This is a genomic window from Streptomyces sp. 5K101 (assembly GCF_046506645.1).
Lineage (GTDB): Bacteria > Actinomycetota > Actinomycetes > Streptomycetales > Streptomycetaceae > Streptomyces.
Genome location: NZ_JBKFFO010000004.1, coordinates 339,640 through 358,992 on the forward strand (window position 1 = coordinate 339,640; position 19,353 = coordinate 358,992).

General features: G+C 70.0%; 20 protein-coding genes and 4 pseudogenes. 6 read left to right on the forward strand and 18 right to left on the reverse strand.

Features of this window, described 5'->3' with window-relative positions; translation table 11 throughout:
- Positions 1-30 precede the first annotated feature (30 nt).
- The 5 genes and pseudogenes from ACLB9X_RS09930 to ACLB9X_RS09950 all read right to left on the reverse strand — a co-directional run bounded on the left by ACLB9X_RS09930 (position 31) and on the right by ACLB9X_RS09950 (position 4,036).
- Positions 31-622 (reverse strand): annotated as a pseudogene (locus ACLB9X_RS09930) (DUF998 domain-containing protein).
- Positions 623-695: 73 nt separating this feature from the next.
- The gene (locus tag ACLB9X_RS09935; protein WP_410359889.1) at positions 696-2,426 is read right to left on the reverse strand and encodes a SpoIIE family protein phosphatase; all 1,731 of its coding nucleotides are present in this window, start codon (positions 2,424-2,426) and stop codon (positions 696-698) included.
- Positions 2,427-2,595: 169 nt separating this feature from the next.
- The gene (locus tag ACLB9X_RS09940) at positions 2,596-2,982 is read right to left on the reverse strand and encodes a VOC family protein (protein ID WP_410360091.1); all 387 of its coding nucleotides are present in this window, start codon (positions 2,980-2,982) and stop codon (positions 2,596-2,598) included.
- Positions 2,983-3,138: 156 nt separating this feature from the next.
- Positions 3,139-3,282 (reverse strand): annotated as a pseudogene (locus ACLB9X_RS09945) (hypothetical protein); the annotation flags it as partial.
- 76 nt (positions 3,283-3,358) lie between these two features.
- On the reverse strand, positions 3,359-4,036 hold the full coding sequence (locus ACLB9X_RS09950) for a helix-turn-helix domain-containing protein (protein ID WP_410359890.1): 678 nt from the start codon (positions 4,034-4,036) through the stop codon (positions 3,359-3,361).
- Between the two features lie 277 nt (positions 4,037-4,313).
- On the opposite strand from ACLB9X_RS09950, the gene ACLB9X_RS09955 reads away from it, so the two are divergent.
- Positions 4,314-5,759, forward strand: a complete 1,446-nt coding sequence (locus tag ACLB9X_RS09955) for an NCS2 family permease (RefSeq protein WP_410359891.1) — start codon at positions 4,314-4,316, stop codon at positions 5,757-5,759.
- A 149-nt stretch (positions 5,760-5,908) separates the two neighbouring features.
- Here the strand turns inward: ACLB9X_RS09955 and ACLB9X_RS09960 are convergent.
- A pseudogene (locus tag ACLB9X_RS09960) lies at positions 5,909-6,124 on the reverse strand (GNAT family N-acetyltransferase); the annotation flags it as partial.
- A gap of 86 nt (positions 6,125-6,210) precedes the next feature.
- Here ACLB9X_RS09960 and ACLB9X_RS09965 point away from each other — a divergent pair.
- Positions 6,211-7,251, forward strand: coding sequence for a vWA domain-containing protein (locus tag ACLB9X_RS09965; RefSeq protein ID WP_410359892.1), 1,041 nt, complete (start codon positions 6,211-6,213; stop codon positions 7,249-7,251).
- Between the two features lie 38 nt (positions 7,252-7,289).
- Here the strand turns inward: ACLB9X_RS09965 and ACLB9X_RS09970 are convergent, their stop codons facing one another.
- Together ACLB9X_RS09970 and ACLB9X_RS09975 are read right to left on the reverse strand one after the other, a co-directional pair.
- Positions 7,290-7,856: a CGNR zinc finger domain-containing protein gene (locus tag ACLB9X_RS09970; protein WP_410360093.1), complete on the reverse strand. Its 567-nt coding sequence runs from the start codon at positions 7,854-7,856 to the stop codon at positions 7,290-7,292.
- A gap of 122 nt (positions 7,857-7,978) precedes the next feature.
- Positions 7,979-8,395 (reverse strand): annotated as a pseudogene (locus ACLB9X_RS09975) (BTAD domain-containing putative transcriptional regulator); the annotation flags it as partial.
- 68 nt (positions 8,396-8,463) lie between these two features.
- Here ACLB9X_RS09975 and ACLB9X_RS09980 point away from each other — a divergent pair.
- A complete protein-coding gene (locus tag ACLB9X_RS09980) occupies positions 8,464-8,865 on the forward strand; it encodes a hypothetical protein (protein ID WP_410359893.1) in 402 nt (133 codons plus the stop codon).
- Positions 8,866-9,177: 312 nt separating this feature from the next.
- On the opposite strand, the gene ACLB9X_RS09985 is transcribed toward ACLB9X_RS09980, so the two are convergent.
- Genes ACLB9X_RS09985 through ACLB9X_RS09995 form a run of 3 tightly spaced genes read right to left on the reverse strand, consistent with a single transcriptional unit; the run spans position 9,178 to position 12,688 of the window.
- The gene (locus tag ACLB9X_RS09985; RefSeq protein WP_410359894.1) at positions 9,178-10,227 is read right to left on the reverse strand and encodes a ComEC/Rec2 family competence protein; all 1,050 of its coding nucleotides are present in this window, start codon (positions 10,225-10,227) and stop codon (positions 9,178-9,180) included.
- The gene (locus tag ACLB9X_RS09990; RefSeq protein WP_410359895.1) at positions 10,227-11,513 is read right to left on the reverse strand and encodes a hypothetical protein; all 1,287 of its coding nucleotides are present in this window, start codon (positions 11,511-11,513) and stop codon (positions 10,227-10,229) included. Before ACLB9X_RS09990 ends, ACLB9X_RS09985 begins: the two co-directional genes overlap by 1 nt.
- A complete protein-coding gene (locus ACLB9X_RS09995) occupies positions 11,510-12,688 on the reverse strand; it encodes a caspase family protein (RefSeq protein ID WP_410359896.1) in 1,179 nt (392 codons plus the stop codon). Before ACLB9X_RS09995 ends, ACLB9X_RS09990 begins: the two co-directional genes overlap by 4 nt.
- A gap of 88 nt (positions 12,689-12,776) precedes the next feature.
- Between ACLB9X_RS09995 and ACLB9X_RS10000 the strand changes: the two genes are divergently transcribed.
- A complete protein-coding gene (locus ACLB9X_RS10000) occupies positions 12,777-13,019 on the forward strand; it encodes a hypothetical protein (protein WP_410359897.1) in 243 nt (80 codons plus the stop codon).
- Between the two features lie 76 nt (positions 13,020-13,095).
- On the opposite strand, the gene ACLB9X_RS10005 is transcribed toward ACLB9X_RS10000, so the two are convergent.
- The 5 genes from ACLB9X_RS10005 to ACLB9X_RS10025 form a co-directional block, all read right to left on the reverse strand.
- Positions 13,096-14,541, reverse strand: coding sequence for a glyceraldehyde-3-phosphate dehydrogenase (locus ACLB9X_RS10005; RefSeq protein WP_410359898.1), 1,446 nt, complete (start codon positions 14,539-14,541; stop codon positions 13,096-13,098).
- Positions 14,542-14,734: 193 nt separating this feature from the next.
- A complete protein-coding gene (locus ACLB9X_RS10010; protein ID WP_410359899.1) occupies positions 14,735-15,313 on the reverse strand; it encodes a Type-2Aa cytolytic delta-endotoxin in 579 nt (192 codons plus the stop codon).
- Between the two features lie 112 nt (positions 15,314-15,425).
- Positions 15,426-15,770 carry a DUF6233 domain-containing protein gene (locus ACLB9X_RS10015; protein ID WP_410359900.1) on the reverse strand — a complete coding sequence of 115 codons (345 nt, stop codon included), beginning with the start codon at positions 15,768-15,770 and terminating at the stop codon, positions 15,426-15,428.
- 28 nt (positions 15,771-15,798) lie between these two features.
- Positions 15,799-16,170, reverse strand: coding sequence for a hypothetical protein (locus ACLB9X_RS10020; protein ID WP_410359901.1), 372 nt, complete (start codon positions 16,168-16,170; stop codon positions 15,799-15,801).
- A gap of 145 nt (positions 16,171-16,315) precedes the next feature.
- Positions 16,316-17,113, reverse strand: coding sequence for a LysR family substrate-binding domain-containing protein (locus tag ACLB9X_RS10025; RefSeq protein WP_410359902.1), 798 nt, complete (start codon positions 17,111-17,113; stop codon positions 16,316-16,318).
- A gap of 57 nt (positions 17,114-17,170) precedes the next feature.
- On the opposite strand from ACLB9X_RS10025, the gene ACLB9X_RS10030 reads away from it, so the two are divergent.
- Together ACLB9X_RS10030 and ACLB9X_RS10035 are read left to right on the forward strand one after the other, a co-directional pair.
- Positions 17,171-17,566, forward strand: a complete 396-nt coding sequence (locus tag ACLB9X_RS10030) for a DUF5997 family protein (protein ID WP_410359903.1) — start codon at positions 17,171-17,173, stop codon at positions 17,564-17,566.
- Between the two features lie 182 nt (positions 17,567-17,748).
- Positions 17,749-18,105, forward strand: coding sequence for a DUF779 domain-containing protein (locus tag ACLB9X_RS10035; RefSeq protein WP_410359904.1), 357 nt, complete (start codon positions 17,749-17,751; stop codon positions 18,103-18,105).
- Here the strand turns inward: ACLB9X_RS10035 and ACLB9X_RS10040 are convergent.
- Complete coding sequence (locus ACLB9X_RS10040) at positions 18,095-18,289, reverse strand: hypothetical protein (protein ID WP_410359905.1); 195 nt, start codon at positions 18,287-18,289, stop codon at positions 18,095-18,097. The genes ACLB9X_RS10035 and ACLB9X_RS10040 overlap by 11 nt on opposite strands.
- Before the next feature lie 106 nt (positions 18,290-18,395).
- Complete coding sequence (locus ACLB9X_RS10045; RefSeq protein ID WP_410360094.1) at positions 18,396-19,238, reverse strand: phosphatidylinositol-specific phospholipase C/glycerophosphodiester phosphodiesterase family protein; 843 nt, start codon at positions 19,236-19,238, stop codon at positions 18,396-18,398.
- Positions 19,239-19,353: the final 115 nt, after the last annotated feature.

A 19,353-nucleotide genomic window follows, 5' to 3' on the forward strand; every position in this document is an offset into this window, starting at 1 on the left:
CCGGCCGGGGACGCGATTCTCCCGCTGCGGTCACCGCGCAGGTCCGTCGGTGCCGGGATCGCACGACGCAACGACCACCAACGGCCACAGGGACTGCATGCATGTCACGATGCGTTCGGCGACGCCGGCGACACCGTGGCGGTGCATTTCGATCAGGAACCAGCCTGCGCCGACGCCCATCAGAGCGGTCGCCACGGCGGAGGGCACGGGCCGCAGCCCCCAGGGGGCGGCTCCGCCGCGATCGGCGGCCAGCACCGGCCACACCGCCAGGAGCGTGAAGCCCACCGCGGCGACCGATCCGTGTCGCAGGGACCCCCACTGCTCGGCGCCGGGACCAGAGCCACCGCCAACGCCGCCACTCCCCCGCCGGCCAGCGCCACGCGTCCGGCGAGCGCGGCCGGGCGCAGCCCCCAGGCGGTGCACAGGTGGCAGACGCCCAGGGCGAGGAACGCTCCGGTCATCAACCAGAATCCCGCGGCTCCGTACGCCGCCAGGACGCTGATCGTCTGCGTGGAGGGGTCGTAGCGGGCCCCTCCAGCAGTGCCGCGATCGTCCAGCCTCCGACCAGCAGGACCGGGGCGCACCCCGACGACATCAGGGTCCATCTGGCAACAGGTCGCATCGGCCCACCGTAGAGCGCTCGATGATTCCTCCGCCGCGCACACGCGGGCGGGCGGCCATGCACTGACGAACCGTCAGAGCGCCGGTCCGTCCTCCGGGGGAACGCGCACGAGCAGGAGTGCGACGTCGTCGTCGTTGTCCTCGGGGCGGGCTCGTGCCATGAGGAGGTCGGTGAAGGCTTCCAGCGGCCGGTGGGCCAGGGAGGCGGCGTTGCGGCGCAGCCTCTCCAGTCCGTCGTCGAGGGAATGGCCAGGCGACTCGATCAAGCCGTCGGTGTAGAGCACCAGGGTGGACAGGGGCGGCAGGACGACCGTTGCGTCCTCACGGGGCATGCTCACGTGGGAGCCGAGCAGGATGCCGTGTCCGTCGTCGAGGTAGCGGCTTTGACCGTCGTAGGTGACGAGCAGGGGTGGCGGGTGACCGGCGTTCGTCCACCGCAGCCTCCACTGCCCGGCGTCCGTCTCCAGCCGGCCGAAGATCATGGTGGCCATCTCGACTTCCGAGATGTGCGACAGGGCCTCGTCGACATGGCTGACGACGGCGCTGGGCGGCTCCTGCCGCAACCAGGCGTAGGCCCGCAGGATGTTTCGGAGCTGGGCCATGTCGGCCGCCGCGTCCAGGTCGTGCCCGACGACGTCGCCGATGACCAGCGCCAGGGCCTGGTCGGGAAGGTGGAAGGCGTCGTACCAGTCGCCGCCGACCTGGGACGCGTGCGGCGCGGACAGGTAGCGAGCGGCCATTTCCAGGCCCGGTACGCGGGGCATCTGGGGCAGCAGGTGGCGTTGCATGGTCTCGGAGACCTTGCGCTGCCGCTGGTAGAGACGTGCGTTGTCGAGTGCCAGACCGGCGCGGCGGGTGATGTCCTCCAGCAGGGGGATGTCGGCACTCGTGAAGGGGTCGGGGCGGTCGGATCTGCCCAGGGTCAGAGCCCCGAGGACCTCCCGCAGTCCGCGGATGGGCGCCATGACCGCGGAGTGCATGTGCGTGCCCTCGAAGAGCCGGCGCTGTTCGACGGCGATGCCGGAGTCGGGCGGCCCCTGGTAGGTCTCGGGCGTGGCCAGGGTCGACCCCGCGCCTCGCAGCGCCCGGGACAGCGGCTGGGGAGAGGCTGGAGGCACCGGTGGCATGGCCCCCTCCAAGTCCCTGCGGCGGACCAGCCGACCGTTCTCCTCGTGCACGACGACGGTGCGCCACACCTCGTCGTTCTCACTGATCAGGTCGATGATCGCCCAGTCCGCCAGCAGGGGAACGACCAGCCGTACCAGTCGGTCCAGCGCCTCGTCGACATCCAGGGTGGAGGTGAGCTGGGTGGTGGTCTCGGCCAGCAGCGCCAGCCGTTCCAACTCCGGCAGCGGCTGCAGGCTGGGCGCCGGGCCTCCCGCGTGCCGCCCGGCCGGCGCATGCTCGTGGAACACCACCAGGGCGCCCACTTCGTCGTCGCCGAGGCGGAGGGGGGTCGCCAACCAGGACATCGCCAGCAAGGTCCCGTCGCCGCGCTCGAAGTAGCCCACCTCCTCCTGGCGGGTCCGCCGTGCGACGAAGGCTTCCATCATCGGGCAGCGGCTCCTGGGAATGCCCATCCCGTTGGCGTCCCGGTGGAGCAGATCATGCGCATCCCCGCCGAGCAGATCCTCGGCGCTGCGTCCCAGCAACGCCTCCGCCCCGCCGTTCACGGCGACGATGGCGCCGTCGGCATCCATCGCGTACGCGCCGGCATCAAGTCCTGCCAGCCAGCTGCCGAGTCGGTGCTGCAACGCGGCGAACCGCCTTCCGTCTCCCGCCCGACCACCATGTTGCCCGCTCATGTCCCAGCACCTCCGCATTCATGCCGGCCCTGCCCGTGGTCTCCGGCGGCCCGCCCGGCGTCCACGGGACGACACACCGGAACCACACCCCGCGACACCCGGATCCTCCTGCGGTCCGACGCCCGTGGCGGACGACGGCCATGACGCACACCGCGCAGCACGCGCGGCCCTAGTCGGTGTGGGCGATCTGGATGAGGTTGCCACAGGTGTCGTCCAGCACCGCGGTGGTGACCGGGCCCGTCTTCAGGGGCTCCTGGGTGAACTGCACGCCCCGCTCCCGCAGCCTGGCGAACTCCGCGTGCACGTCGTCCACGGCGAAGGAGGTGGCCGGGATGCCGTCCTCGACGAGTGCCGACGTGTACGGCGTCACGGCGGGGTGGCTGTCCGGCTCCAGCACCAGCTCGGTGCCGTCGGGATTCTCGGGGGAGACCACGGTCAGCCACCGGTGCTCACCCAGCGGGACATCGTGCTTCTTCACGAAGCCCAGTACGTCGGTGTAGAAGCGCAGGGCCTTGTCCTGGTCGTCGACGAAGACGCTCGCCAGGTTGATCCTCATGGCGTTCTCTCCGGTGCCTCGGGGCCTGAGCCATCGGGCGATGACGCGCTCAAGCGGTTCGGTGTTCAGGTCGTGGAACTTGAAGCGGCCCTGGCGTCGCGTCCGTATCAGACCCGCGGCTTCCAGCACCGCGAGGTGCCGGCTGATCGCCTGGCGGGACAGCCTGAGTCCGTGTTCGGCCGTCAGCCGTGCGCAGATCTCGAAGAGGGACTGTCCGTCCCGTGCCACCAGCTCGTCGAGGATTCTCCTGCGGGGTGGGGTCGGCCAGAGCCTTGAAGACATCACTCGCCACTGCCCCATGGTAGGCAAGTGCACACTTACCTACCAAGGTGTGGGGTCACCTCCGTCGTCCTGGCCCGAGAGACGCACGGAAACGTCAGTGGTCCGGGAGCCGGGCCCAGAAGTGGTTGACGATGTCGTCGATGTACCGTCGCCCGTTCTCGCCGGATGCGATGGTGCCGCCGGCTCGGCTGAGGGTGGCGGCCAGGAGGGTCTGGTACTCCTGGTGCATGGCACGCAGGGGTTCTTGCAGGTCGCGGCGTTCCATGGAGACGAGGCGGGCGATGGGGCGGATGTGGGCCTGCCAGCGGGTGGAGACGGCCTCGGTGAGGAGGCGGGCCAGTTCGTCCTCGAGGCCGGTGATGGCGATGAAATCGCGCGGCGGAAGGCTGAGGACGGTGGCGAGCGCGGCGGACTGCCGTTTGTCGCCGGTCCATCGGCCGGTTTCCTCCATGCGGTGGTAGGCGTCGAGGGGCACGCCGATCGAGCGGGCGACGTCCTCGGCGGCGAGTCCGCGGGCGAGACGGTGCTCCCGCAGGGTGCGGGGGGCGCCCATGAGATCGCTGGGAGAACACCACAGGGCGCCTGCGAGGGCGGTGAGTTCGTTGGCCGTGGGCAGGGCGACGCCGCGTTCCCATGCGGCGACGTGATCGGGGGTGATGTGGGTCATGCCGTAGGAGGCGCGCATGCCGTAGGCGACGTGGCCGGGGGCCATCCCGAGTTTCTCGCGCAGGGTGCGGGCAGCGCGCGCGTTGAAGGGGAGCGGTGGATGCACAGCCTGAGAGTAGGCAGTCACCAGGGGTGAACTCCACGGCCGCTGTCGCCCGCATCCCGTTTTGGCGGGATAGGTCGTCGGTGATTCTGTAGGAACCGACAGGGGCGGTACGGAATGTCAACCCCCTGCTACCTGAAGGTAATTGAGATCACGTCCCTGACGAGTATGATCCGCACCCCAGGTGCCGCCTGTGTGTTCGCACAACTGACTGCCGCACACATCCGGCACCACCGCCCATGCCTTCCCCCTCGCACTTGCAGGTCCAGGAGACGCAGTCATGCAGACCAGCACGACCCGCCCGGCCGATGCCGGGGCCACCAGAGCCCAAGGCACCCTCGACCGGTTCTTCCGCATCAGCGAACGCGGCTCGACGTACGGCCGGGAGATACGCGGCGGGTTCGCCACGTTCTTCACCATGGCGTACATCCTGGTGCTCAACCCGATCATCCTGAGCAGCGCCACGGACAAATTCGGCGAGCAGCTGGACGCCGGCCAACTGGCCACCGCCACGGCACTGGTGGCCGCGGTCATGACCGTGATCATGGGCGTGCGCGGCAACCTCCCGCTCGCCCTGGCCGCGGGCCTGGGCATCAACGCCGTTGTCGCCTTCCAGGTCGCCCCGCTGATGAGCTGGGACGACGCGATGGGCCTCATCGTGCTCGAAGGCCTGCTGATCTGCGTCCTGGTGGTGACCGGTCTGCGCGAGGCCGTCATGCATGCCATCCCGCAACCCCTCAAGCAGGCCATCAGCGTCGGCATCGGCCTGTTCATCGCGTTCATCGGTTTCGTGGACGCCGGGTTCGTCACCCGCATCCCGGACGCCGCGAACACCACCGTGCCCGTGCAGCTCGGCACCGGTGCCCTCACCGGCTGGCCCATGCTCGTCTTCTGCCTCGGTGTGCTCCTGACGATCGTTCTGCTGGCCCGCAAGGTCAGGGGCGCCATCCTCATCAGCATCGTCCTGATGACCGTCGTCGCCGTCGTCGTCGACGCGTTCGCCGACGTCAAGTCGTGGGGCCTGGTGTCGCCGTCCCTGCCCGACAAGCCGTTCGCCGCGCCGGACTTCTCGCTGCTGGGCAACTTCGACCTGTTCGGGTCGTTCGGTCAGGTCAGCGTGCTGACCGTCGTCCTGCTCGTCTTCACCCTGATCCTGTCGGACTTCTTCGACACCATGGGCACCGTCGTCGGTGTCACCGCCGAAGCGGGCCTCCTCGACGAGCGGGGTCAGGTCCCCGGCCTCGGCCGTGTGCTGCTCATCGACGGTGCGGCCGCCGTTGCCGGCGGCGCCGCCTCCTCGTCGTCCGCCACCACCTACATCGAATCCGCCGCGGGTGTCGGTGAAGGCGCCCGGACCGGCTTCGCCAACCTCGTCACCGGCGGCCTGTTCGCGCTCGCCCTGTTCCTCGCCCCCGTCCTGACGATCGTGCCTCTCCAGGCCGCGGCCCCGGCACTCGTCGCGGTGGGATTCCTGATGATGACCCAGGTCAAGCACATCGACTGGGACCGCTACGACGTGGCCGTCCCCGCCTTCCTGACCATCGTCGTCATGCCGTTCACCTACTCGATCACCAACGGCATCGGCGCCGGCTTCATCGCCTACGTGGTCATCAAGGCGTGCCTGGGCAAGGCCCGCGAGGTCCACTGGCTGCTCTGGGGCACGGCAGCGCTCTTCCTCGTCTACTTCGCCATCGACCCGCTGGAGCAGCTGCTCGGCATCAAGTAGCCGCACCGGCCCACGTCGGCGGGGTGGCGGCGGCCGCCCCGCCGCGCGGTGTGTTGTGAAGCGTTGGGAAGTGTGACGTCAAGGAACTGCCGTCGGAAGACCCACCGCCCACACTCGACAACGTCGCCGTCCTGCCCTCGGGCGCCCATGTCCGACAACGTCTCGATCTGCGGCCGCTGCAGGCCGCGTACGACGAAGCCGTAGTGGCACAGCACCGCGACCACGTCGGTTCCGTAGCCCTTGCCGCGCGAGGACGGCAGCAGGCCCAGCCCGATGTGCGCGGACCGGTTGTGATTGTCGATGCCCCACAGCGTGGCGCTGCCGATCAGCGTGCCGCCGTCCAGCTCCACCACGGAGAACGGGACCCGGACCGCTGCCCCACCGGACCAAGATCGATTGTCAGTGGTGGGTGGGAGGATCGGAGCATCCAGTCGAAAGAGGGGGAGCGGCCATGTCCGGAAACCAGAACTACATCAATCACGTTGCTCTTGTGCTGGACGCCAGTTCGTCCATGTCCCACCTGAGCCGCAAGGTCGTCGAAGTCGCCGACCAGCAGATTGCCTACCTGGCTCGGCGCTCGAAGGAACTGGACCAGGAAACCCGCGTCACGGTGTACGTCTTCGCCGACACGGTGGAGTGCGTCATCTACGACAAGGACGTGCTGCGGATGCCGTCCCTGGAGCACATGTACCGGGTCGGTGGCATGACGGCGCTGCTGGCGGCCACGCTGCAGTCGCAGCGGGAGCTGGCGCAGACGGCTCAACTGTACGGCGACCACAGCTTCCTGACGTTCGTTCTGACCGACGGTCAGGAGAACGCGAGTCATCGCTGCCCGGGTGCCCCGGCCAGGAATGCGGGTCGACTGGTGCAGGCGGTGGCCAAGATGATCGAGACGCAGGAGGACAACTGGACGCTGGCCGTCCTTGTCCCGGACCAGATGGGCAAGCGCGAGGCCATGCAGTGCGGTTTCCCGAAGGACAACATCGCCATCTGGGACGCCACGAGCACACAGGGTCTGGAGGAGGCCGGGCAGGTCATCCGGCAGGCCACCGAGAATTTCATGGTGGGTCGCGCGCGGGGCATCCGGGGATCGCGGGCCGTGTTCTCCACGGGTGCGGACGCGGTCAACAAGGACACCATCAAGGCAGCCGGTCTCACCCCGGTGAAGCCGTCCGAGTACCAGCTGATTCCGGTGGCTCGCGCAGCGGCGATCCGGGACTGGGTCATCGAATGCGGGCACACGTACCGCACCGGGTGTGCGTTCTACCAGTTGAGCAAGTCGGAGAAGATCCAGGCGCAGAAGCAGATCGCGGTGCTGGACAAGAAGACCGACCGGGTGTACACGGGGCCGGAGGCCCGGTCCCTGCTCGGCCTGCCGGACACGGAGGTTCGCGTCAAGCCGGACCACAACGACGACTTCACGATTTTCGTGCAGAGCACCAGCGTGAACCGGAAGCTGGTCCCGCACACGCGGCTCCTGCTGATGATCTGACGTTTGGAGGCCCCGCCGGTCCGACTGGCGGGGCCTCTTCACAGGCCATGCGGGGATTCCCCGTCGCCGCCGCAGGTCCGGAGGCTGCACCAGCGCCGTCGGCCGCTCTCGTCGAGGAGCAGCCAGGCGCATCCGGCTCCGGGGCACGCGCGCACCAGGAACCGCGCCGGATCGCCGAGCAGTTCGCCCGCCGCACGTGCCGCCGCGAGCAGCGGCAGGCGCAGGCCGGCCGACGGCAGGTCCGCCAGTGCCCGAGCCGGTCGTGAGCGCGAATGAACACCCCCACGGCGGCCGCCTCCTCCACGAACGGGACGACCGCCTTGAAGGCTTGGGCGTCGTCGGGATCGATCAGGCAGGCGTACAAACGGGCCCGGAACTGCCGGGCCTCCTCCAGCGCGGCCTCCGCCTCCGCGGGGCGCTCTCCCGCACGGCGCAGGAGCCCTTTGACGACCCACTCCTCGGTGAGCTCGTGGTGTCCTGCCCACACGGCGAGGGACGTGTACTCCGGCAGCCACTCCGAGCCGGGGAGGGGCGGGCCACCCCAGCCCGCGTAGGTGTTGCAGAGCTCCAGTGCCGGGTGTCCGCTCGTGGTCCACGGCAGCCACACACCGCCGACGCGGACGGCGTGGACGGGCGCCTGCGGGCGGTCCAGGCGGGGGGCGCCGTGGAGGATGCGGTGGTGCAGCGTCCTCAGATCCTCGCCGGGCTCGATGCCGTGCTCGTCCACGAGCGCACGGCGCGCGGTGCGGTAGAGCTCCAGTGCCTCCGCCTGGCGGCCGCTGCGGTACAGGGCGGTCATCTGCGCCGCGACAAGCCGCTCCCGGCCGGCAAGCAGCGTCGCCAGCGGGGTCAGGTCGGCGACGACCCGGTCGTGGTGACCGAGCGCGAGGTGCGCTTCGGCTCGGTGCTCGAGCGCGGTCAGGCGCAGTTCGTCGAGCCGTCCTCCGAGCCGTTCGCGCAGGGCGTCGTCGGCCACGTCGGCGAGCAGCGGGCCGCGCCACATGGAGAGGGCCTGGTCGTACAGCCGGATCCGGTCCGCGGGCTCCGCCGACTGGGTGGCACGGCGGACGAGATCCGTGAACGTGTGGGCGTCGACGGCATGAGCACCGAGGTCGACGCGATAACCGTCGCCGACGGTGGCCACTCCGATGCCGTGCGGCGCGAGGGCGGTCCGCAGACGGCCGATGTAGGTGTGGACCGTGCCCCGTGCGGATGCCGGCGGCTGCCGCCGGGGTGCGGTGCGACTTCGCCGTACACGGCGAGCCGATCGTGGACGAGGTGGTACGGCGCGTACTGGCCCGCCATCCGGACGGTTCGCCGAAGCAGGTCGCGTACGAGGGCGATCTCGTCGTCCGGGTCAACAACACCGCGAGCGGCGACTCCTACGACGCCGATGCGAGCGGCTCGGCCCTGGTCGACCACCGTGCCGACGGTTCCCAGTTCTGGTCCGTACGCGGCCCCGTGCTGGTGGGCGTCGGCGAGGGCCGCGGCAATCTGCCGCGCGGCCTCTACATCGTGGACGGCGTCTACACCATGGACATCAGCGCCGACGGATACAAGAGCGTGAACATGGCGCACGGTTCGCACACCGACATCTGCGAGCAGATCGACTGAGACGTCGAGGCCGGGCCCCCGGCTCCGCCGCAGGCCGAAGCCGTGTCGTCATCTCACGGCCGATGTTGATCAAGCGGGATGGCCGGCTTCTTCAAGAACTGCGCCTGCACTCGGCAGAGCCGAAGCCCCACCCCTACGTCATTCGTTATCGCGATGCCGCCGACCGCCGGCGCGAGGAGGCGGAGGATGCGACGTTGTAGTCGGCCCTCGACCGACTGACGCAGGTCTACGAGGAGAAGCGCAACACCTCGCCCCAAAGGGCCGATCAGTGAGCGCCACTACGCACCGGGCACTGGGTGCCGACGTCCACGGTCAGAACTCCAGGGTGACGAAGCCGTCCTCGTCGGTCGGCGCGGGTGCCAGGACGCGGTATCCGAACTCGTCCCTCAGGCTGTCGAGGTCCCAGTTCGCCGCTCTCTCACGGTAGTTGAAGACGAGATCCTTCCTCGCCCCGCCGTGCTTGAGGATCCGCGCGATGGCGATGTCGTCCGGGTGGCCGTGGACCCTTCCGTTGGTGGAGATCAGGTAGCGGCCGCAGTCGAGGAGGCCGAGCAGGTCGTTCGAGAGGTTCTTCGCGCTACCGTGGTGGGCGACCTTCAAGGCGTCGATCCGCAGGCGCCCGCCCTCGGCCTCGGCGCGCGGCCGGAGCGACGCGACCAGGCGCGGGTCGTCCGCGTCGCCGGTGAAGACGATCCGGGTGCCCTCGAACTCGAACAGCAGGCCGATGCTGGTCGGGTTGGTCGGAGAGCCGTCCCGCTTGAACGGCGTGGCGGCCAGTGCGTCGACGTCGTCGACGTCGATCGGGCCGAAGCGTTCCACGCCCGGCACCGGCTCCCGCTCCAAGGGGTCCACTCCCGGGATCAGCCCGGCCTCCTGGCACTTCGTCTTCCATGTCGTGATCAGCCCCTCCAGCAGACGGCGGTCCGGTGCCAGCACCTCCATCGAGGAGCCGTCGTCGAACCAGGTCAACGGATGGCCCGTCTCGACGCTGCGGCCGTCGAAGGCCTTGTTCCAGGGCAGGCGCTGGGTGAGGAGCGCGGTGGTGAGCAGTTCCCCGTCCACCGCGCTGAAGGCCTCGCGGTCGTGGAGGTGGTCGAAGCCGTTGAACCACACGTCCCCGAACTCCACCGGCCGCTCGCGGTCGTCGAGCAGCGCCAGCACACCGAGGATGTGATCCTGGTCGACATGGGTCACCACCAGCAGGTCGATCCGGCCGCCCAGACCGGCGAGCAGCGGCTTGATCCGCTCGTAGGTGCCGCGTCGTCCGCCGTCGAAGAGGATCCGCCGGGTGAACGCGTCGTTGCCGTACTCGAGGAGCAGACAGTCGCCGTCCTCCGCCGGCAGCATCGTGAGCCGGATCATCACGCACTCCCTTGCCGCAGATCGAGAATCAGGAACGGCTCACGTACGTCCGCCAGCCAGGACAGCCGCCGCGCCTCGTCGAGGCGGCGTACGCACTCGGGGTCGTCGGGGAAGGCGGAGAGCCCGTCGATGAGCCAGGCGAGCCCGAGCGTGTAGTACGGGATGCCGCGGTCGAAGCCCTCGATCAGCCCGTCCCGGGCCTGCTGCCTGTCCGTCGAGGCGCGGCGCAGCAGCCGTACCGCCCGCAGGATCGCCCCGTCGCTGAGCCAGGGGAAGTCCTCGGCCAACCGCTCCAGCCACGGGTCCCAGTACGTCTGGCCCGCCGAATGGTCGGTGCCGGCGAGGACATAGGCCCCGGCTGCCGCCCCGAGCGGGTTCTGGAACTTGGAGTAGAGCATGCCCTCCACATCGGTGAAGAGCTGGGCCGCGGTGTCCAGGGAGCCCTGGGACATGTACGCGAGTCCCGCGCCGACCGCCGGGTCGCGGACGGTCACGGCGACGGCGCTGCCGGTCGGGCTCTGCCGCAGATTGACCAGGACCTCGATCTCGCGGTTGCCCCAGGGCAGGGGCAGGGTGACCAGGCGTACGGATCCGGCGGCCTCCACCACCAGGAACTGCCGCTCTCCGACGGGCCCGCCGGGGGCCGCGACGGGGCCGTGAGGACCGAACCGGTAGAGCGGCGTGGCCGCGTCCACGGACACATCGGGTGCGGGCAGCACGCGTGGCTCGCCCCGCGCGATCCGCTGGGCGACGGGGAGTTCCGGCCCGTTCGCCGCCAGCGCCAGCATCGACGCGAAGGACCACGCCGTGGGCGCGGAGTCGCCGATCCAGGTGGCGAGCGTGGTCAGGTCGACGGCCGCCTCGGGGACGAAGCCGTCCGGCCCGGCAAGGGGGGCGACCAGGGACCGTGAGGCGATCGACGGGGCAAGCGGGATCCGGCCGGGGCTGTGGTAGACCCTGTTCGGCTCGATGTTGCCCATGAGGTACTGCCAGGAGTGGGTTTCGTACGGCGAGTCCGTCATGACGAAGTCCACAGCAGTCTCCTCGCCTTCCGCCGCCACGGCGTTCTCCGTCAGCACCAGCCCGGACGGCAGGGTCGCCGACACGACGTAGCGGCCGGGTGTCACGGGGTACGCCGCGGGCCGGGGTGAAGTGCCGCAGGGGATCAGGATGTTGCGCCTGGTCCGGCCCGTGAGGTCGGCCGAGTAGATGTCGCCGACGATCACTGCGTCGTTGGACTCCCCGGCGGAGGAGAGGAAGAGCCTGACGGCCAGTGCGGTGGTCATGGTCTGGCCAATCCGATGCGGAACAGCGGTGGGCGGGCGTCGAGTTCGTCCCTACGCAGGTCCTCGGGACCGAGGACGGCCTCGACCTGGTACCGCCCGAACGGCAGGAAGAGAACCCACTCGCTGAGGTCGGGCTCGTCGCCCGGGACGGGCGGCGGGCGGCGCCGCTCCTCCTGCCCGGGGCGCCGGCAGGTGAATTCGGCGAGCGCGTTGTCCTCTTCGGGTCTGCAGCCGATGTACACCGGGACGACCGGCTCGCCCCTCAACTCGTGGAAGTCGAAGTCGAACGACTCGGGGCTGACCGGTACCGCGGCTCCTGCGAGGGTGCCCGCGAACAAAGGCTCTTTCATGAAGCGGCCGATCGCGCGCTTCAGGGTGTCGGTGGTCACCCGCCACACGCGGTCCTCGGTGTTCTCGCTGCCGGCGCCGTCGAAGCTGCGCAGCAGTGCGTCCGTGAACAGGCTGACCCTGCCCGCACGTGCGAAGGACTCCTCGCCGTGCAGGGTCGCGTAGATGACGGCGTGCTCACGCGGCAGGAAGCCGGCGGGTCGCAGGTTCCCGGCGACCGGGACCCGTCCGAGGATGTCCCGGCCCACCAGTCTGTCGAGCCGGTCGGCGCCCGCCCGGCAGGCGTCGACGAAGAAGACCTGCTGGGCGGCGCGGCAGCTGTTGAGTCCCCTGTGCAACGCCTCGAAGTGCAGGGCGCCGTGCAGTGGGCTGTTCCGGTCGGCGAACATGTCCGCGGCGAGAAGAGACGTGTCGAACCCCAACGAGACACCGTGGCCGCAGAAGTAGAAGACGAGCCGGGCCTCGTCGTGGTCGCCCCGGTCCTTCCACTCCGTGACGGCGGCCACGATGTTGTCGATGGTCGCCGCCTTCACCACATGCTCCGCCCGCGTCTTCGGGTGGACGAAGGGGCCGGGAGCCGCCTCGCTCAGCAGGAGGGCGAGGCTCCCGAGTGGTCTGCCCTTGTCGTGATAGGCGTCGATCATCCAGGTGGCGAACGCGCGCGCCGAGAGCGGTGGCGAGGACAACTGCCGCATCCCCACGGCTCCGGGGTGGTCCGTCGGCGACCCTCCACCGTGCAGATGCGTGTACGCCCCGACCCCGATGACGAGCGCGTGCGTGGACGACGGCCCGGCGTTCTCGTCCAGGTGAACCGTGAAAGCAGCCATGGAACCTCCGCATGACGCACAACAGGCCGGTTGGAGGCTTTACTCCTAGTATAGAAATCAATGTGGCAGATGTCCCTCGGAGGCCATGATGGGGAAGAACATCGTGGTCAAGCTCCTCGGGCTCGCCTTCGAGAACCGATTACGCAGGTTCGCGGGCACGTTCAGCAGGAAGGTGGACGAACGGACCGTGATCCCCGTGCACTTCATGGGCGTGTGGGACTCGTTGAAGGCGGCCGGACTGCTGCGCTGGATCTGCGCTGGCCCTACACCCGGCGGATACCCAACGTCGGCCGGGTACGGCACGCCGTCTGCGCACCCCGGGTCGGTGTGACCGAGGCCCCCGGAACATGGAGCCGCCCTGAATCCGGCGCCGTGCGGACACCGGATTCAGGGCCGTTGGGACGGAATCAGACCGCCGGAGCCGGGTAGGTCGGGTACTCCACGCCGGAGACGTGCTGGACGACGCGGATGACCTGGCACGAGTAGCCGAACTCGTTGTCGTACCACAGGTAGAGGATCGCGTTGTCGCCGTCGACCTTCGTGGCGCCGGCGTCGACGATGGAGGCGTGGCGCGAGCCGACGAAGTCCATGGAGACGGCGTCGGGCGCGGTGGTGAAGTCGATCTGGCGCTTCAGGGGCGAGTGCAGCGAGACGTCGCGGAGGTAGTCGAGGACCTCCTCGCGGGTGGTCTCGCGGCCCAGGCGCAGGCTGAGGATAGCGATCGAGACGTCCGGCACCGGCACGCGGATCGAGCTGCCGGTGATCGGCGCCTTGAGGTCCGGCAGCGCCTTCGCGACGGCCGAGGCGGCACCCGTCTCGGTGATGACCATGTTGAGCGGCGCGGAGCGGCCGCGGCGGTCGGCCTTGTGGTAGTTGTCCAGCAGGTTCTGGTCGTTGGTGAACGAGTGGACGGTCTCCACGTGACCACGCAGCACGCCGTACTCGTCGTCCATGGCCTTCAGCGGCGGGACGATCGCGTTGGTGGTGCAGGAGGCGCAGGACAGGATCTGCTCGTCCGGCTTGATGGTGTCGTGGTTGACGCCGTGGACGATGTTCGGGACGTCGCCCTTGCCCGGAGCGGTCAGGACGACCTTGTCGATGCCGGGGCGCAGGTGCTTCGAAAGACCCTCGCGGTCGCGCCACTTGCCCGTGTTGTCGATCAGGATGGCGTTGTCGATGCCGTGCGCCGTGTAGTCGACCTCGGACGGGTCGTTGGCATAGATGACCTTGATCGCGTTGCCGTTCGCGACGATCGTGCTGTTCGCCTCGTCGACGGTGATCGTGCCCTGGAACTGGCCGTGGATCGAGTCGCGGCGCAGCAGCGAGGCGCGCTTCACGAGGTCCTGCTCACCGCCGCCGCGCACCACGATCGCGCGCAGCCGCAGGCCGTTGCCGGAGCCGGCCTTCTCGATGAGGAGGCGGGCGACGAGGCGGCCGATGCGGCCGAACCCGTACAGGACGACGTCACGGCCGTCGCCGCGCTCGATCTTGTTGGCGCCGGTGGCGCCCGCCACGGCCTCAGCGGTGAACTCCTCGACGGCCAGTCCGCGGTCGTCGGCCTTGTAGGCCTCCGCGAGCAGGGCGAGGTCGATCTGGGAGGGGCCGAGGTCGAGCGTCGTGAGGGCCTGCAGGAACGGCATCGTGTCGGTGACGGAGAGCTCCTCACCGGCGATCTGCCGGGCGAACCGGTGGGTCTTGAGGATGCTGACCACCGACTTGTTCACCAGGGAGCGGCTGTGGAGAAGGACGGTGACGTCCCGCTCCCGGTGCAGCTTCCCGATGATCGGGATCATCGACTCCGCGATCTCTTCGCGGTTCTTCCAGTTGGTGAACGAGTCGTCGTTGACAGTCACAGGTTTATCTTTCGAGCTAGGCGGCGCTCATATGCTAACCCCACGCCATTTCGATCATTCAATCGCCCCTGCGCGAGCGTTGACTCGTATCGATTTGTGCAGATAAGTCCTTGTGATACGCCACGGATTCGCGGCGGAATCCGGCCCGGGACGGCGGGCCGGGGCGGCGCGGGCAGGCGCCGTCAGACGCGGGTCACGTGGCGAGCCCCAGCTCCTGCCGTACCACGACGGCGTCGAGCCGGATCGCGAACGGGGCTGTGTCCGAGATCTCCAGGGCGTCGACCTCGCTCCGGCCCAGGCCGACGGTCACATCGATGCACAGCGCGATCGCATAGAGGTGCTCACCGGTAGCCTCGTCCTGGAGGGCGAAGAACAGGTCCCGGTAGTAACTGGTGCGGTCCGGGCCCTCGTCGTAGAACGCGAGCCCCGGCTCGCCCTTCCGCGCGCCGAGCCCCGCGAACGCGCCGACCAGTTCCTGTTCGACGGTGTCCCAGCAGGCGGCGTCGGCGAACGTCCCCGGAAGCGCCTGGCGCACCGCTTCCTTGAGCGAGAGCACCATGACCATGACCGGTGCGGTCTCCTGGAGCCCCCAGCCGCGGACCATCGTGACGACGGTGCTGTCGGGCAGCGAGGCAGCGGCCTGCCGGATGTTGTCGAAGTCGAAGTTGAGGGTTGCCGGAGCGATCGCCTCCTGGAACAGCCGGTCGACGGCGCGGGCCTGGTCGAGATGGTCCGGGTCCACCCGGATGACGGTCTTGAAAGCGGCGGCCAAGGCTCCTCCTGATGAGTCGCGGTGATCAAGGGCGGTCAGTATGCCGAGCGGGCCGGCGGCGGGGCGACGGCGTCCCGCCGTGCGGACGGACATCTGCCGGGGCGCGCGCGCCCTAACGGGAGACGAGCCCGGTCTCCGGCCGGCAGATCTCGCACGGCCTGATGTCGGCCTCGCCGAGCGCGATCACCGCCTCCTCACGGTTCAGCCGGCCGTGCGGATGCCGGTACATGTGGCAGCCGCCGCGGTGCAGGATGGCGACGTCGTGGGCCGTCGCGCGGGACGGCTCGATCTTCCAGGAGGACTCGTCGCGCGCGGCGCGCTCCTGCTTCAGCCGGCGTCCCTCCGCCGCCTCCAGCTCGCTGATCGTGGCCCGGGTGCGCGCCAGCTGGTACGCCTGGTACTGCTCCACGATGCGCAGCTTCTGGAGACGGGAGAGCTGGGGTATCGGATCGGACATGGCGCGAGAGGTGTCTCGGTCGATCGCTCTACGCGGCGGTCTCGACGTCCACGACGGGCACCGCCTCCGGCCGCGTGGCGGCCTTCAACCGCATCCGGGAGTCGACGGCCTTCTCCCGTTCGACGGTCTTCCAGTACGGGTGGGTGGCCACGGCGGCGGACAGCGCGACGCACTCCGCGCGGAGCCTGTCCACGGCCGCCTGCTGCTCTTCCGTCCAGCCCGGGCTGTCCGCGCGACCGCCCGTGACCTCACCGGTGTACGGATGCGTCTGGCCTTCCCATCCGGCCAGCGGCTCCACGCTCCACGCCAGGGTGCGGCACAGCGCGGCCAGCTCCGATGTCGCCTGGTGGAGGCGGGTCTGGGCGGCCCGCAGATCGTCGGGGAAGTCGGTGTCGGCCATGACCGAAACCATACTCCTGTTCGAATTTAGTTGGCGAGTGCGGCACGGAGTGTCGTTTCCTTGCTGCGGGCGCCTTCGCTCCTCGCCCGCCACCGTGCGGCCCGGCACCGTCCCCGGCCCGGCACCGCGTCCCGCGGCGTCGGCGCTACGTGCGGCGACGGGGCTTGCCGCGCTTGCCGCCCCTGGCGGTGCCGGAACCGGTCCGGGAGCTCCGCCCGGCCGACCCCCCGCCGACGGGCTTCCGCTGGGCGCCGCCCTTGTCCTGGCTCCTGGCCTTCGCCTTGGCCTTGTCCGTCGCCTTGACTCTGGCCTTCGGCTGGGGCTCGGCCGGGGGGCGGCCGCGTGTGCTGTTGACGGTGCGCCCGCGCACGATGCCGATGAACTGCTCCACCAGGTCGGTGGTCTCGGCCTGCGGCCAGGACAGTGCGACCCGCGACTGGGGGGCGTCCGAAACCGGCCGGTAGGTCAGGTCCCTGCGGTGGTGCAGGCGGGCCAGGGACTGCGGAACGACCAGCAGCCCCACCCCTGCCGCCACCAGCTCGACCGCGTCCGCGGTGGTGGCGGGACGCTCGATGGCGGGCCGTCCCGGAGGGCGCTCCCAGTCGAGGGTGTCGTCGAGGGGGTGCAGCACGATGTCGTCGGCGAGATCCTCGCTGGTCACCTCGTCGACCGCCGCGATGAGGTGGTCCTTGGGGACCACGACCACCGTCGTCTCGGTGTAGAGGGGGATGGCGCTGAGGTCCGTCCGGTCGACCGGCAGCCGTACGAAGCCGGCGTCGGCACCGCCGCCGCGCAGCGTCTCGTACGCCTCGGCGGCGGCCACCCCGACGAGGGTCAGCGGGACGTCGGGCAGCCGCTCGTTCCAGATCCGCACCCACTTCGTGGGCGTCACTCCCGGGACGTAGGCGAGCCGGAACGAAGGGGATGCATCCGAACCTGTCACGCCGCAAGGCTACCTTTCGTGGTCAAAGGCAGCACATACGCTCGATACCCTTGACGCATGACGTCGCACCAGAGCACCCAGACGATGAAGCCCGCGACCGCGGCGAAGAAGCTGGGTGTGTACCTCGAGGCCACCCCCGCCGAGTTCCAGGAGGGTGTCGTCTCGCGCGCCGAGCTGAACGCTCTGCAGGCCCACCCGCCCCAGTGGCTGCAGGACCTGCGGCGCAACGGGCCGCACCCGCGGCCGGTGGTCGCGGCGAAGCTGGGCGTCTCGATCGCGGGCCTCGCCCGGGGCGGCGTCACCGAGCCCCTGACCACGGAGCAGATCGAGGCGCTGAAGAAGGATCTCCCCGAGTGGCTGCAGAAGGAGCGGGCCACCCAGGCAGAGGTGCGGAAGGAAACGGCGCGCATCAAGGCGAAGAACGCCGAGCGGGACGAGCGGGCCCGTCCCTGACCTCCCGGTCCGCACGACGCGGTCCGGTTCGCGGATCACCCGGCGGCTCTCCGGCGCCGGCGCATGCGCGCCCGAGACCCAGCAGCTTCACGCCGCCGCCCGGGCGTGCAACGTTCTCGCAACCCACGGCGGAGTTGACTGGTCGCCCATCGCGTCGTCAGCCCGTCGAGAGGGGTCGTCCGGTGAACGAGCACGGGAACCGCCCGGTGGAACTCACGCCCGCGGCCGCCGGACTGCTGCGGCGGCTGCGGGCGGCACATGGGCCGCTCATGTTCCATCAGTCCGGCGGGTGCTGCGACGGCAGTGCGCCCATGTGCTACCCGGCCGGGGAGTTCCGGACCGGGGCGTCGGACGTGCTGCTGGCCGAGCTTCGGGTGGCGGGGGTCGGGGAGCCGGTGCCGTTCTGGATGTCCCGCAGTCAGTACGAGCGGTGGAGCCACACCCGGCTCGTGGTCGACGTGGTCGACGGCCGGGGCAGCGGCTTCTCGCTGGAGGCCCCCGAGGGAGTGCGATTCCTGATCAGGTCGTTCATGGCCTGAGGCTGCCGACGACATCGGCCGTCGCCGCGATGCCCTCGTGAATGGTCGGCGCCATGCTCGTGCCCGCGAGAAAGAACCCGAGCAGGGCGCAGACCAGGGCGTGGGACATCTTCAGGCCACCGTTGCGCAGAAAGATCACCGCGAGGATGAGGAGCAGAAGCACCAACGACATCGAAATGGCCATCGCCAACCTCCTTCGCCGCGCCGGAATTGCGGCATTCGGCGGCCAGTCTGGCGCAGCGCCGGGCCCGTACGGCCGACTGGCGTGTCCGCCGTACGGGTGACTCGGCTCAGTGGTCCTTCGCGCGCAGGAACCTCTCGAGTCCTGCCAGGTCGTCGGTGTTGATGTGGTCGACACCGGCGGCCAGCAGTTCGCGCCATACGGCGTCGCGTGCCGGACCGGGCGTGTCGGGAGTGGCCCAGAAGCGGACCCGCCGGCCGCGCCCGTGGGCGGTGGCGACGATCGCGTGCAGCTTCTCCCGTTCCGCCGCGGGGAATTCGCCCGTTCCCAGCCAGTTGAAGCTGTGGGTCCAGTTGCTGGAGATCAGCGGGATGAAGGAGGCGGGGGCGGGGGCCGGGGCGGCGAGGTCGTCGAGGCGCCCGTCGTAGAAGGCGTACCTGCGGCGCTGCGCCTCCATGGGAGCGCGGGCCGCGCGGTCGCCCGAGACGACGGGGGTGACCGCGCCCGCGCGGACGCGGCCGTCGGTGCAGCTGCTCAGCATCCGCCGATAATCGCGGAGTTGGCGGTCGAGTTCGAGATAGGCGGCGACACCGTCCGTCTTGATGTCGACGAGCAGCTGCACCGGCCGGTGGTGGCCGCGGTACACACTGCCGTGGTTGGCGCGCACGCGGGCGAGCAGCGGTTCGAGGTAGAGGCCGCGCAGGGTGCGGGAGGGGTCGAGCTCGGCGGGCTCGTGAGCGACGAGCAGGTCGCCGTCGACGAGGAAGATGTCGGCCTCGACGCTGGTGAAACCGTGCGAGAGGGCGTCGTGGAGCGGGCGTGCGTGCAGGTAGTCGTTGTGGGCGTGGGCCCGGCGGAGCGGCCGGGGCCTGGCGGGTCCGCCGCCGCGCTCGGTGGCCTGCGTGTGGGCGGGGGCGGCGACGGCGCCCGCCAGTGCGGCGGCGATCGTCATGACGGCTCTGCGACGGGTGGTCGGCACGGTGGCCTCCGGGCTCGGCGAGTCGGACGGGACTCGGCGAGTATCCGACGGCCGGGCGTCAAGCGGCAGGGCACGGTGAGGAGTTCGG

Excerpts from the sequence above, each read along its gene's own strand:
- ACLB9X_RS09935 (WP_410359889.1), bottom strand. The coding sequence starts at position 2,426 with ATGAGCGGGCAACATGGTGGTCGGGCGGGAGACGGAAGGCGGTTCGCC.
- ACLB9X_RS09940 (WP_410360091.1), bottom strand. The coding sequence starts at position 2,982 with ATGAGGATCAACCTGGCGAGCGTCTTCGTCGACGACCAGGACAAGGCC.
- ACLB9X_RS09955 (WP_410359891.1), top strand. The coding sequence starts at position 4,314 with ATGCAGACCAGCACGACCCGCCCGGCCGATGCCGGGGCCACCAGAGCC.
- ACLB9X_RS09965 (WP_410359892.1), top strand. The coding sequence starts at position 6,211 with ATGTCCGGAAACCAGAACTACATCAATCACGTTGCTCTTGTGCTGGAC.
- ACLB9X_RS09980 (WP_410359893.1), top strand. The coding sequence starts at position 8,464 with ATGCCGGCGGCTGCCGCCGGGGTGCGGTGCGACTTCGCCGTACACGGC.
- ACLB9X_RS09985 (WP_410359894.1), bottom strand. The coding sequence starts at position 10,227 with ATGATCCGGCTCACGATGCTGCCGGCGGAGGACGGCGACTGTCTGCTC.
- ACLB9X_RS09990 (WP_410359895.1), bottom strand. The coding sequence starts at position 11,513 with ATGACCACCGCACTGGCCGTCAGGCTCTTCCTCTCCTCCGCCGGGGAG.
- ACLB9X_RS09995 (WP_410359896.1), bottom strand. The coding sequence starts at position 12,688 with ATGGCTGCTTTCACGGTTCACCTGGACGAGAACGCCGGGCCGTCGTCC.
- ACLB9X_RS10000 (WP_410359897.1), top strand. The coding sequence starts at position 12,777 with ATGGGGAAGAACATCGTGGTCAAGCTCCTCGGGCTCGCCTTCGAGAAC.
- ACLB9X_RS10015 (WP_410359900.1), bottom strand. The coding sequence starts at position 15,770 with ATGTCCGATCCGATACCCCAGCTCTCCCGTCTCCAGAAGCTGCGCATC.
- ACLB9X_RS10020 (WP_410359901.1), bottom strand. The coding sequence starts at position 16,170 with ATGGCCGACACCGACTTCCCCGACGATCTGCGGGCCGCCCAGACCCGC.
- ACLB9X_RS10030 (WP_410359903.1), top strand. The coding sequence starts at position 17,171 with ATGACGTCGCACCAGAGCACCCAGACGATGAAGCCCGCGACCGCGGCG.
- ACLB9X_RS10040 (WP_410359905.1), bottom strand. The coding sequence starts at position 18,289 with ATGGCCATTTCGATGTCGTTGGTGCTTCTGCTCCTCATCCTCGCGGTG.
- ACLB9X_RS10045 (WP_410360094.1), bottom strand. The coding sequence starts at position 19,238 with ATGACGATCGCCGCCGCACTGGCGGGCGCCGTCGCCGCCCCCGCCCAC.